Here is a 12,607-nt window from a genome sequence, read left to right as displayed (position 1 = left end):
TTGTTTCATAGGGTGCCATGGTCACGCTTGCGTGACCATGATCTCGCTAATGAGAGTGCGTCTACGATAATACATGCGAAGGAAGATCGCACTCGTGCTTTGCTACATGCTGTTTGGTGCAATAGTCAATGTTGGCATCGCGTGGGGTATTGTTGCGCATCATGGAACAACGTTCTTTGAGTGGAAGCCTTACCACAATCCACGAGATGGCGCTCCAGTCGCATTCTTTGTGAATCGCAGATTTGGATGGGAACTTGTAACAGGATGTGGCAGGCCAGGCACCCTGCTATCACGACATGCCGACGAGGTGGAGTCATATCAAGGCATGGTCTGGTGGCCAAAAGCGTCTGTGACCTTTGATATGCGGGACTATGCCATCAGCGCGGGCTGGCCGATGCGAAGCATGATGGCATGGCACACATTGAGATACACCCAGCCCGATGACGCGGACTACATCGAGTTTGAGCCGCATTACCACCGTGGGTATCCCGTCTCATCGCCAGCGTATGAGTCGTATGTTGCCATACTTCCGTTCCAGCCCCTGTGGATTGGCTTCTGCGTGAACACGCTCTTATACGCCTTTGGTTTTGCGTGTCTGGTGCATGGTCCTTTGATTGTGTGCAGATATGTACGCACCAAGAAACGCCTGTGCGTTCAGTGCGGTTACAGCGCAGGAGATCTTCCAGTATGTCCTGAGTGTGGCACGCAGATGAGTTGTTAGCCCGCCTCGCACATCAGTCGCACGCCAATTTTGATCATGCCTAAAAGCACCTGAAAACATCATTCGCAAGCTCTAGTACTTCAGGTGTAGAAATATCACCAAAGATCAGTGCGCAACACCATTCTTCATCGAGTTTAATCATCCAGTCGGAAAGATCTCCTCTTGCAAGATCAAAGCGCAATACCTTTGCTACCTTATCTAGCTGATCACGGTACGCAGAGGCCAACTCGCTTGAGTTCAGTTGATTTAACCCAAGCACAGCCGACGAGATTGCAAAACCTCTCTCATAACCGAATAAACCGGTGGCCTTGGGGCTTGCATTTGGCCACACGAACAAGAGATAGTTGTGATCTGCTTGCGATGTATGGGTGACTACCTTGCCCCATTCGCAGTAGAGTGCGTCTGTTCCAATCAGGCGATACACCCGGCCAAATCTTCGCATAACCATACAAAGATCGTTGTCATACAGCTGTTTCCTGCAGTTCTCGGCAAGGAAGTTCGTGCCACTGCGCTTCCATCCATCGTTGCACAGTGCTCGTCGTCGTCCTGCACCAACAGTATGGCGATAGATCCTGTACACGGTTAAAAGCAGAGCGAAAGCTGCAGCAAGGATCAAGGCTCTTGCGATCGTCGTCATGTATCTACCACGTTTACTCAGTTGCCTATCGCACACGCGCACATCAGCTGTACACCGATCTCGATCGCGTCGTCGTTGAAGTCAAAGTCGGGCTGATGGAGTGACGGGTACGTTTCCTGCCCCTTGGGTCTGATCCCGAGGAAGAAGAAGCACGATGGCACCTTGTTGCAGTAGTACGAGAAATCCTCGCCGCCCATGACTGCGGTTGGCTGGACAAGCACGTTCTCGTCGCCGATGACACCCCGCGCCGTGTCGAGGAACCACGCTGCGAGCGCGTCGTCGTTGCGCGTGACGGGGTAGCCTTCCTCATAGTGGATCTCTGCGCGGCAGTCGTGCGCCTGCGCGGTGTGGTTGACGACCTCGAAGAAACGCTTCTTCGTGAGCGCACGTGTCTCGTCGGAAAGCGTGCGCACGGTGCCAGTCATGTGGACGCTGGCGGGGATGACGTTGTTCGCTGTGCCCGCGTGGATCGTCGCGATGGTGACGATGCACGAGTCGGTCGGCGCTATAGACCTTGATGGAATGGTCTGGAGCGTATTGATAACACTCGCCGACGCGACGACGGTGTCGGTGCCGAGATGCGGGAACGCGGCGTGGCACTGCGTGCCGTGGATTGTGACCTCGATCTCGTCTGTTGCTGCGAGCAGTGGTCCGGGGCGTGTTGCGACGGTGCCGATCTCAAGCGACGGCCAGCCGTGGAGCCCGAACATGCGCGTGACTGGCTCGCCGAGTCCGCCTTTTGCTTCGCCGTCGAGCGCGCCCTCTTTCACCATGTGGTCCGCGCCGCCGCCGCCCTCTTCAGCGGGCTGGAAGACAAACAGCACGGGGTGCGGTCGTTGCATCTTCGAGAGCACGCGAGCCACGGTGAGCAGGATGGTCGTGTGTCCGTCGTGCCCGCACGCGTGCATGATCCCGGGTGTCTTCGATGCGTACGGCTTGCCCGTTTCCTCGTTGATCGGGAGCGCGTCCATATCAGCACGGAGCGCAACTGTGCCCGTCTGGCTCGCGCCCGGCGCGTTTGCTGGCAGATACCCAATCACACCCGTGCCCTTGGCGAACCCGCCCTTGCACTCGATCCCGAGTGTCTTCAACTCGTTCATCACGAGCTTTGCGGTGCGGGCTTCCTCGAACATGAGCTCGGGATGCATGTGCAGGTCGTGGCGGATCTCAAGCGCTCGCGGGAGCGCGCTCTGGAGAAGGCTCGTCAGGTCGGCATTGCGATCGAGTGTGGCTGTCATGGTCGATTGTAACGCACGAAACGGCATCTTCGTCGGAAAAATCGGGGTTTGGGCATACGCTTTGGGCTGGAGGGATCCATTGTGACGCACACGCACGCTCTGAACTTTGACCGTCTGGTTGCGCATCGCGCAGCTTCAGTGAATGCGTCGGGCATCCGGCGCGTGTTCGAGCTGGGCAGGTCGCTGAAAGACCCGATCAATCTCTCGATCGGGCAGCCCGACTTCCCCGTGCCCGATGCGATCAAGAACGCTGCGATCGACGCGATCCGCGAGGATCGGAACGGGTACACGCTCACGCAGGGCATCCCTGAGCTCCAGACTCGCATCAAGGATCATCTTGCGCACGATCTCGGATGGGATTTTTCTGACAGCGCAGCAAATCCAATGGACGCGATCGTGACTTCGGGCACGTCGGGTGCGCTCTTCCTGCTCGCGATGGCGACGCTGCAGGCGGGGGACGAGATCATCGTCCCCGATCCGTACTTTGTGATCTATCCGCATCTTGCCGGGCTGTTCGGCGCAAAGCCCGTGATCTGCAGCACATACCCGGATTTCCGTCTGACTGCCGAACGCGTGGAGCCATTGATAACAGAGCGCACGAAGTTCGTGCTGCTGAACTCGCCGAGCAATCCGTGCGGTGTTGTCGCGGACAAGAAGACATGCACGGACCTATTGGAGCTGTGCCGATCGCGCGGCGTTCTCTTGGTATCCGATGAGATCTACGACGAGTTCACGTTCTCCGATGGCCTGACCGATCCGACGCCCGACGGGACTGACATGCGGTGCCCATCACCATCGCGCAACTCTGGCGGGAACACGAACGGGCAGGACACGCTGGTGATCCGCGGGTTCGGCAAGACGTACGGCTGCACGGGCTGGCGTCTTGGGTATGCGGCTGGGCCAAAGCCGTTGATGATGCAGATGGCGAAGATGCAGCAGTACTCGTTCGTGTGTGCGCCGTCGATGGGCCAGTGGGGCGCGCTCAAGGCGTTCGATGTTGACATGCACGACACCGTGTCCGCGTACCAGAAGAAGCGCGACATGGTGCTCGATGCGCTCGGCGATGTCACCGAGATATCAAAGCCGGGAGGCGCGTTCTACGCATTCATCAAGGTGCCCGAGCGCCTCGGCATGACCGCGAGTCAGCTCTTTGAAAAAGCAATCGAGAAGAACCTGCTGATGATCCCGGGCAATGTGTTCTCGACGTGCGACACACACTTCAGGATCAGCTTCGCCACGAGCAACGAGAATCTGGCGCGCGGGCTCGATGTTCTGCGCGATCTGATGAAAGGCTGAATCACCTCGGTTCCTTGTCGGACCAGACAGCAAACTCGTTGCCCGATGGTTCGGTGAAGTGGAACCGTCTGCCACCGGGGAACGAGAATGTTGGTCTGACGATCGTCCCGCCAGCACGCTCGATCTTTGCCTGCGTTGCTTCAAGGTCATTGCTGTAAAACACGATCAGTGCGCCGCCGTTTGATGTTTGCGACGCATGATCCGACGCGAAGAATCCACCTGACGCTATGCCCTGGTTTTCGAATGATGTGTAGTCGGGGCCGTAGTCTGTAAACGACCACCCGAAAACTGTTGTGAAGAACGCTTTGGTCGCGGGGATGTCTCGCGACGGGAACTCGACGTAGTTGATCTTCTCGTGTTCCAGCATCGGCTCAGATTCCTGCATCGCGCTCAACGGTCCTCGTCGTCTTCTTCGTCCTCTTCCTCTTCATCGTATTCTTCGTCGTCCTCGTACTCGCCGTCTTCTTCTTCGTACTCCTCTTCCTCATCATCCTCGTCTTCTTCGTCGTCCCCTTCTTCGTATTCCTCGTCTTCGTCTTCGTCCTCGTACTCTTCATCGTCCTCGTCTAGTTCATCTTCGTCCTCATCGCCCTCTTCGTATTCATCCTCATCTTCTTCGTCTTCGTACTCTTCTTCCTCGTCGTCCTCGTATTCTTCATCGCTCTCGTCGTCGTTCTCTTCCTCGTCATCCTCGTATTCTTCTTCACCGTCATCCTCTTCGTACTCATCATCGTCGTACGACGCTTCAGCCTCGTCGTCCGTCTCGTCCTCGTACTCAGCTTCCTCGTCATCTTCATCACGCGATGGCGAGAGCACCTCGATCGGCGTCTTCTTTAGTTGCGGCGTGGGTTTCAGCGCGACGGTGTCTGTTTCTTCGTCGTTCTCTGTGTCGTCCTTGTCGGTCATGTCGAGCACCTGCACCGCGGTGTCGTGCTCGGTTGATTCGACAGCAGAACTCCCGTCCTCACGCATGGAGATTGCGTGCGCCGGCTGACGCGACATGCTTGACGACGCTGGAACATCGAACGGCACATCATCGCTGTGCGATGGTGTCACGCGCGGTGCCGGTGCATCGTCGGTTGGTCTGGATGTTGATGCGCCAGCGAACAGATCGCCCTGCCCTTCCTGTCCGGGCAGTCTGCCCTCGGCAGCATCACGCTCAGCTTGTTCTTTCATGGCGTGCCATTCGGCAGGCGTGATCGCGACCTCGCGTGCAACGCTTCCCTTGTGCTCGCCGATGATGCCCGCGATACCCATTAGATCGATGAGTCTGCTTGCGCGTGTGTATCCAATCGCAAGACGACGCTGGAGCAATGACACGCTTCCGCGCTTCGTTTCGAGCACGATCTCGACAGCGCGTTCAAAGAGCGGATCTTCCTGTGCAGCCTGGAGCGACGCGGACGAGTTGTTCTGGCTGTCGTGCAGGCGCTGCTCGTCGGCGGACATCTCGCCACGCATCGAGACAAGCGCCGGATCGAACGCAGCACGCGATCGATCTCGGATGAAGCGCACAACCTTGCGGATTTCCAGATCGTCAACAAGTGTTCCCTGCGCGCGCACGAGCTTGTGCGACGAGGGAGACAGATACAGCATGTCGCCCTGCCCGAGCAGCAGTTCGCCGCCCTTCTGGTCGAGCACGATGCGCGAGTCCATGCCCGATGAGACCTTGAACGTCATTCTGCACGGCATGTTGGACTTGATCAGACCCGTGACGACGTTTGCCTGCGGACGCTGTGTTGCAAGGATCAGATGGATGCCGACCGCGCGCGCCTTCTGCGCGATGCGGATGATCGAACCCTCGACCTCCTTGTTGGTCATCATCAGGTCGGCGAGCTCGTCGATGATGAACACCATGTACGGGAGCGTGCGCGGGATGCGCTTCTCGTCCTCTTCGTTCGCGGGCTCAAGACGTTCCTTCAGCTCGTCCCATGACAGCGAGTTGTACGTTGCGATATCGCGGCACCCCGCTTCTGCGAGCAGCTCGTAGCGTTCGTCCATCTTGCGAACAGCCCATTCCAGGATGGCAGCGGCCTTTGCCATCTCGGTCACGACCGGGCACATCAGATGTGGGATGTCCTTGAACTGCGACATCTCGACCATCTTGGGATCGACGAGGACCAAACGCAGCTCGGTCGGGCGCTTCGTGTACAGGAACGACATGATGATCGTGTTCATGCACACGCTCTTGCCCGAGCCCGTCGTGCCGGCGATGAGCATGTGCGGCATCTTCGTCAGGTCTGCGATGAGCGGCTCGCCCGACGCGTCCTTGCCGAGGAACATGGGCAGCTTCATCTTCGACGATGCCTGGTTGGAACTCATCAGTTCCTTGAGTCTGACCTTCTCCTTCGTGGGGTTTGGCACCTCAATGCCGACGGTGTCGCGTCCGAGCTGGTTTGCGACAATGCGCACATTGACCGCTTTGAGCGCGCGCGCGATGTCCGATGACACTGCTTGCAGATTGCTGACCTTTGTTCCCGGCGCAAGGCGCACGTCGTATAGCGTGATGACCGGGCCGGACTCGATGCCCACAACCTCGCCCTTGATGCGGTACTCGTGGAGCGCAGCTTCGAGCGCTTCTGCCTGCTCACGGACCACGTTTTCCAGTCGTTCGGTGAAGTTTTCCTCGGGCTCTTCGAGCAGGTCGAGCGGCGGATACTCGTACGGCTGATCGAGATCTTGCGTCTGGAGCGATGCGAGATCTTCAGCAGTCGCGACCTTGCGCGTGTCCTTCGCAAAGACCACGGGCAGCTTGGCGATCTTCTCACGAAGCTCTTCTGGTGTGTACGACTCCTCGGGCTCGCTTGCGTCGTCGTCGTGGTCCTTGGCGTACGCGCCGACCGCGTCATGTTGTTCGTCTATCTCCACGTACTCTTCATCATCTTCGTGCGAGGTTGCGACCTCAGGGCGAGCGCGGCGGCGTTTCTTTGTTGCACGCACCCGCTCACGCTCTGCACGCTTCGGCTTTGCGATGATGTCCTCGTCGTCTGTGTCTGCATCATCAACGTCGACATCCTCAGCCTGCACATGCTGGGTGTGCTTCTTTGCCTTGCGCTTGCGATCGCGCTCCGGATGGTCGGGCTTGCGCTGGCGATGGGGGAGTTCGTCGACATCAGGAATTTCCTCATCGTCGTCGATGTCGTTGCGACGGACGCGTGCTTTGCTGGGTGCGTGACGCCGAGCGGCACTTGCATCAGTAATGCGCGAGCGCACGCCGCCTGCCCACTCGGTTGCGAATCCGCCAGCAGCGCTTGCGCCAGAGACCGCGCCAGCAAGAGCTCCCGCACCTGCTTTGGACGCGATCGGTTGGGCTTTCTTACCAAGCCACAATGGTGCAAGGACAACCCACTTGTCGAACGCGATGACTGCTCCAACGGCTGTGAATGCGAGCAGGATGAGCAACGATCCGAACGTGTGGAAGCGCGTGTTGAGCCAGTGCGCGATCGCTTCACCAACGACGCCGCCAGCAAGATCCGGGAACGGGCCGGAGTTCGGGAACAACACCCCCTGCGTGCCGCCGAGTGCGCCCGCAAGAATCAGCAGCCCGACCATCCGGATCCACTCAAGCCCGACGCGGTACCCAGCAGCTGTGACGCCGAGCCACATGCCCATGCCGAGAACGATAATCCAGACGCCGGAGCCGAAGACACGGATCGCGTGGTATGCAACCGTTGCTCCAGCTGGGCCGCACCAGTTGAGGGTTGGCGCATTCGGTGGATAGACAACGTGCGTGGGTGCGTCACCCGCGTGGAACCCGAGGAGCGATGTGGTAAAGAACAGCCACGCGACAAGCGCGAGCATCCACGCGACTCCACGCCATACTCGATGGTCCGAAAACGCCATAAGTGCCCCGCCAGTGTACGCCTTGGTCTGCGCATGAGACGACGAAGAGAGATTTCCCATTGTCCGCTGATTATCGGCAATCGGCACCAATCATCGGTACCAGCACGATTTGCTTTCCTTGATTCTGAGTGATTGCTGCGTTTGAGGAGGGCTTCGTGGCAACTTTGGCTGGTGTCCCTGTGCATTCGAGACGATCCGACATCTTGTCAAACCTGTCGGTACGATGGGCTTCGGTATCTGCGATTCTGACACCCCAACCTGTGGTGGAGACACGCCTCGAATGGATCAAATGGATCAGAAGAACACCCGGATCAACACAGGGACATCTGTGGCGCCACGCCGGGATGGCAGCGCCATGCCCGAAGCGATTGCAAACGCAATCGCTCCACAAAGACCGTTCGACGACAAGACATTTGAGGAACTTGCCAGCGGGTACAACTTCCTGGAAACTTCAGATCGCAGGCGAGTCTTTGCTCGCCTGATCATCAAAGAGTGCGATCGGGTACGAATGGAGCGGGAAGCTGCCGGATCGAGCGACCCCGTGCGTGTGCTGGATGTCGGATGTGGTCGCGGCATTGGCAGGGAGGTTGATTACACCCGTGCCATGCGCCATCACATCGACGATTTCTGGGGGATTGAACCCGACAATACTGTGACACCGGAAGACGGATTGTTCGATCACATGCAGCACGCGCTGATGGAGACAGCCGACCTTCCCGACGACCACTTTGACGTCGTCTACTCGTTCATGGTGATGGAACACGTTGCTGATCCTGATGGGTACATGTCGGCAGTTTCACGCGTACTCAAGCCCGGCGGTGTGCATATCTTCATGACACCAAACAAGAAGCACTACTTTACGTTGACAGCTTCCATTATGCACTCAATGAAGATTGATGAGCTGATCCTTCGGTTGATCAAGCGGTCTTCAAAGGATGAGTACCACTATCCGGTGCAGTACAAATGCAACTCGAAAACGCAGATCGACGCAATAGCATCAAAGACCGGATTTGACAAACCAACCTATGCGTTCCTCGAAGCCGACGGTCCGCGCGGGTATTTCCCCGGACCAACAAAGATTCTGTTCTATCTGCTTCGAAAGAAGCGAGCAGTTATCAGGAATCCTCAGGTGCTGCTGACGCTGACAGCTCGTATGGTAAAGAAGTAGGCAGCGCTTATGCGCTCTTTGCCTTCATTTCCGGTAGAGGCTCGCTCTCATTCAGTTGCCCGTCAACCGTCTGCGCAACATCCAATGGATTGTCCTGATGTAGTTCTGGTGGCAGCAGGCTCTCCCACACATGCTCGAAACAGACTGGTCGTGTGAAACGGGCGATGGAATCCCGTCCTGTGGAACTCCATGCGTGGTGGCTCTCCATCTGGGCTGGTGATGGGCCACCAATCACGAGTGCTGCACAGTCCTCGATGTGGATCGCCGAGTCATTCAGCACAATGCGACCGCAGCGCTGCTCAAGCACTGGCATGATTTTCTTTGCGAGAACGCCGTCGGCTGGTTGCGCCCACAGCGTTGCGTTCAGAAATCCCTGGAACGACGCGAGAGATTGTATGAGTTCGGCTTCATTTGCTGCGCTGACAAGGATGATTGCGGGGCCAAAGAGTTCACGATACATCAATGCGTTCTTCTGGAAGGTTTTCGCATCAGTACGCAGGATTGCTGGTGATACAGCAACTGGCGTGCTCTGCTGCGCGGTTTTGTCAGAGATCGGAGCTGTGCCTTGTGAGCTGTGACCGCTGGCATGATCGCTCACCTTTCCAGAGCGAAACTCAACATGGCTGATCCCACCAAGCGCACGAAGCTGCGCGTTGTACCGTTCGCGCACGTACTCGGATATGACGATGTGCTGCTCCGCGTCGCTGAGACGATCGACCATCTGGTGTGTAAGGCTTTCAAATCCCTCGGAGGCGATGCCAAGAACGATGCTGGGCTTGTGGCATGATTGACCGCCGAAGAGCACCGTTGCTTCAGACACCATCCGAGCAACTTTTTCTGTCTCGTTTGCCAGCGCGCTTGGGAGCACAACGACTGGATTCGCGGTGCCCGTTGTCAACAGCATGCGTGTGCCGTCGTTGCGTTTGTGCGCAAATGCCTCGAGCACGTCTGCAGCTTCATACGAGCAGGATCCCACCACGCCGCGGATGCATGGATTCTGGAGGATGGTGTGTGCAACAACGTCGCGATCGCGCCCGCCCGCGTGCAACATTGAGAACGTGCCTGGATGAAGATCAAGTTCTTCAACTGCAGATGCAACAGCCCAACCCATCATCTCGTCCGTGCCGGGATGGTATGGATGCGCTTTGTACACAACAGGGCATCCCGCTGCAATCGCCGATGCAGTGTCGCGTCCGGCGCTTCCGAGTTCGATGGGAAGACTCCCGGGTCCGAGCGCCATCACGGGACCAATCGATCGCATCATCGATCGCATGTCGGGCTTCGGGATTGGTCTGCGGTCATAGTCCGGCGATTCGATAACTGTTTTGTGCCAGTTGCCGGCGCGTACTTCGTTTGCGAGCCAGTGCAGGTGCATCAGCAGTTTGCTCCGCTCTGTGCGCAGATGCATGACGCTGAATCCGGTTTCCTTCGCAGCGATTTCGGGCAGCTCGTCGGCGAGCAGCGCGAGCTTCGATGCGATGCACTCAAGCAGAGCCGCGCGAGCCTCTGGCGCTGGTATGTCGCGCATCGCATGCCACGCTTCCCATGCGCGCTCGCACGCGTACTCGATCTGTGAGGATGTTGCGCACGAGTACCTTTGTTCTAGCGCCTCGCCCGTTGTTGGATCTGTCGCGTGGTATGTCAGTGTGAGTCGTGATGCGTCGGTCGATTCCTCAATCGCTGATCGGCCCGCGATGATGGACTTGCCCGGGACGCGATCGCGCGCGTTGACAGCATGGGCTTCAATCCTGTGCGCAGTTGCAGTATCGCTGGCAGCAGCGTGGGACGGCCGAACCACCTGCCTGGCTGGTGGCGCGGGTGCTCCGGACCTTGCGGGCCCTGCGATTGGAGTTGCCGAAGCATGCTGGGACATCGTGTCAGATTGATCGACGAAATCTACTCGGTTTATCCCGCTGAATGTGGAGAATCGATGAATCCAACCAGGTATCGAACAAAATAATGACATTTTTGCGTATTTGGTCTTCGTTTGCACCAAAAATATTCCGAATATATGATATAGTTTAGGTATGCTCGCTCGAGTTCAATCCCACATCCCCGTTGGTGTCGAGTCCCGCCTGTGTGAGGTGGAGGTCGATCACGACAAAAACACAACCAACTTCGCCTCGGTTGTTGGTCTGCCTGATGCTGCGGTTCGTGAAGCGATTGAGCGCGTCCGCAGTGCGATTGCGAACGCTGGCTACCGATTCCCTGATGGAAGGGTTCTGATCAATCTTGCACCAGCGGATGTTCGCAAGGAAGGGCCGATGTACGATCTTCCCATCGCGATCGGTCTGCTCGCGGTGCAGGGGGCTGTAGTCATGTCGCGCACCCGCCAGCATGCCTTCGCGATGGCGGGTGGTGAGAGCGATGATAATCCTGACGCAGCGATCGATCTGCGCAACTGCCTGATCGCGGGTGAACTCGCGCTCGACGGCAGGGTGCGACCTATCCGCGGCGCGATCATGCTTGCGCTGCTCGCACGCGCACGAGGCATGCACTCTGTGATTCTGCCGTACGAAAACGCGACCGAAGCAGCAGTGGTTGAGGACATCAATGTGTATGGCGTGTCAACGCTTGCAGAAGCGGTCGGGATTCTCAACGGCACACTCGATATTGAACCTGTGCCATCAATCGATGTCGCATCAGCACTCTCACATGCGAGTGCGGCTGTCGACTTTGCAGAAATCAAGGGGCAGGAATCGGTAAAGCGAGCGATCGTTGTCGCTGCTGCGGGTGCGCACAATCTGCTGATGCTTGGCCCGCCGGGAACCGGCAAAACAATGATGGCCCGCGCATTGCCGGGTGTATTGCCCACGCTGACACCCGATGAGGCGCTCGAAGTAACCCGAGTGCATTCAAGCGCGGGAGTGCTTCAGCATGGCAAGGGGCTTGTGACAGCGCGTCCGGTTCGAGCGCCGCATCACACCGCGTCATGTGCTGCAATCGTGGGTGGTGGTGTGGTCCCAAGACCGGGTGAGATCAGTCTTGCACACCACGGTGTGCTGTTTCTTGATGAACTGCCGGAGTTCTCACGCAACGTGCTTGAAGCGCTGCGTCAGCCTCTCGAAGATCGCGTTGTGACCATTGCACGATCGCATGGCACACTCAGCTTTCCCGCGAACGTCATGCTCGTCGCAGCGATGAACCCAACGCAGCGTGGCACGGTGCGCGCAGGACAGGAGGGGCAGCGCGATGTTGACCGGTACATGGCCCGCATCTCCGGGCCGCTGCTCGATCGCATCGATATCCACATCGAAGCCCCAGCTGTCCCATGGAAAGAGTTGTCGCAGGCTCGTGTCGGTACAAACTCCGCGCAGATGCGCGAGCAGGTGCTCAGCGCGCGTCAGCGTCAGCTTGATCGCCAGGCCCGGACAAACGCGACGCTGAAGGGGAAGGATCTCGATGCGCTTGCGCCAATGACAGACAATGCAACCGCGCTGCTTGGCAGGGCAATGGTTGACCTGCATCTGTCGGCTCGCGCATACGACAAGGTCAGACGCATTGCGAGAACGATTGCCGATCTTGCCGGCCAAATCCAGATCGAAGACGCGCATATTGCAGAAGCGATCCAGTATCGACTGCTCGATCGTCAGATGTCATAAGCGTGCCTGTCGATCGGCGTCGATTCCTGTAAACTCAGCCAGTTGTGCGTATATTCGCCGAAGCGGAGGTGCGGATTCTGCACCCATGCAGCGGGGATTGACGGC

Annotated in this window: 9 protein-coding genes; 4 read left to right on the top strand and 5 right to left on the bottom strand. The window is 57.9% G+C overall.

The window, feature by feature from the left end; genetic code table 11:
- The first annotated feature begins 73 nt into the window (after nt 1–73).
- Nucleotides 74–721 carry a hypothetical protein gene (locus H6815_03470; GenBank protein MCB9859487.1) on the top strand — a complete coding sequence of 216 codons (648 nt, stop codon included), beginning with the start codon at nt 74–76 and terminating at the stop codon, nt 719–721.
- A 40-nt stretch (nt 722–761) separates the two neighbouring features.
- Here H6815_03470 and H6815_03465 read toward each other — a convergent pair whose 3' ends face one another.
- Together H6815_03465 and H6815_03460 are read right to left on the bottom strand one after the other, a co-directional pair.
- Entirely contained in the window at nt 762–1,358 is a 597-nt protein-coding gene (locus H6815_03465; GenBank protein ID MCB9859486.1) for a hypothetical protein, read from the bottom strand.
- A gap of 17 nt (nt 1,359–1,375) precedes the next feature.
- A complete protein-coding gene (locus H6815_03460) occupies nt 1,376–2,596 on the bottom strand; it encodes an amidohydrolase (GenBank protein MCB9859485.1) in 1,221 nt (406 codons plus the stop codon).
- A 99-nt stretch (nt 2,597–2,695) separates the two neighbouring features.
- Here H6815_03460 and H6815_03455 point away from each other — a divergent pair, with 99 nt between their 5' ends.
- On the top strand, nt 2,696–3,892 hold the full coding sequence (locus H6815_03455) for an aminotransferase class I/II-fold pyridoxal phosphate-dependent enzyme (GenBank protein MCB9859484.1): 1,197 nt from the start codon (nt 2,696–2,698) through the stop codon (nt 3,890–3,892).
- 1 nt (nt 3,893) lies between these two features.
- Here H6815_03455 and H6815_03450 read toward each other — a convergent pair whose 3' ends face one another.
- Together H6815_03450 and H6815_03445 are read right to left on the bottom strand one after the other, a co-directional pair.
- A complete protein-coding gene (locus H6815_03450) occupies nt 3,894–4,259 on the bottom strand; it encodes a VOC family protein (GenBank protein MCB9859483.1) in 366 nt (121 codons plus the stop codon).
- Between the two features lie 23 nt (nt 4,260–4,282).
- A complete protein-coding gene (locus H6815_03445; GenBank protein MCB9859482.1) occupies nt 4,283–7,792 on the bottom strand; it encodes a DNA translocase FtsK in 3,510 nt (1,169 codons plus the stop codon).
- 220 nt (nt 7,793–8,012) lie between these two features.
- Between H6815_03445 and H6815_03440 the strand changes: the two genes are divergently transcribed.
- Nucleotides 8,013–8,900: a methyltransferase domain-containing protein gene (locus tag H6815_03440; protein ID MCB9859481.1), complete on the top strand. Its 888-nt coding sequence runs from the start codon at nt 8,013–8,015 to the stop codon at nt 8,898–8,900.
- Between the two features lie 7 nt (nt 8,901–8,907).
- On the opposite strand, the gene H6815_03435 is transcribed toward H6815_03440, so the two are convergent.
- Nucleotides 8,908–10,773 (bottom strand): aldehyde dehydrogenase family protein, encoded by a 1,866-nt coding sequence (locus tag H6815_03435; protein ID MCB9859480.1) that lies wholly within the window; start codon nt 10,771–10,773, stop codon nt 8,908–8,910.
- Between the two features lie 154 nt (nt 10,774–10,927).
- Here H6815_03435 and H6815_03430 point away from each other — a divergent pair, with 154 nt between their 5' ends.
- On the top strand, nt 10,928–12,502 hold the full coding sequence (locus H6815_03430; protein MCB9859479.1) for a YifB family Mg chelatase-like AAA ATPase: 1,575 nt from the start codon (nt 10,928–10,930) through the stop codon (nt 12,500–12,502).
- Nucleotides 12,503–12,607: the final 105 nt, after the last annotated feature.

The sequence above is a fragment of the Phycisphaeraceae bacterium genome, from assembly GCA_020639155.1.
Lineage (GTDB): Bacteria > Planctomycetota > Phycisphaerae > Phycisphaerales > UBA1924 > JACKHF01.
The sequence above is the reverse complement of the archived record's forward strand: the minus strand, read 5'-3'. Positions and strand labels throughout refer to the sequence as shown.

Bases quoted from the DNA above. Each gene is read 5' to 3' on its own strand.
- H6815_03440 (MCB9859481.1), top strand. From the start codon at position 8,013: ATGGATCAAATGGATCAGAAGAACACCCGGATCAACACAGGGACATCT.
- H6815_03430 (MCB9859479.1), top strand. From the start codon at position 10,928: ATGCTCGCTCGAGTTCAATCCCACATCCCCGTTGGTGTCGAGTCCCGC.
- H6815_03465 (MCB9859486.1), bottom strand. From the start codon at position 1,358: ATGACGACGATCGCAAGAGCCTTGATCCTTGCTGCAGCTTTCGCTCTG.
- H6815_03470 (MCB9859487.1), top strand. From the start codon at position 74: ATGCGAAGGAAGATCGCACTCGTGCTTTGCTACATGCTGTTTGGTGCA.
- H6815_03435 (MCB9859480.1), bottom strand. From the start codon at position 10,773: ATGTCCCAGCATGCTTCGGCAACTCCAATCGCAGGGCCCGCAAGGTCC.
- H6815_03450 (MCB9859483.1), bottom strand. From the start codon at position 4,259: ATGCTGGAACACGAGAAGATCAACTACGTCGAGTTCCCGTCGCGAGAC.
- H6815_03445 (MCB9859482.1), bottom strand. From the start codon at position 7,792: ATGGGAAATCTCTCTTCGTCGTCTCATGCGCAGACCAAGGCGTACACT.
- H6815_03460 (MCB9859485.1), bottom strand. From the start codon at position 2,596: ATGACAGCCACACTCGATCGCAATGCCGACCTGACGAGCCTTCTCCAG.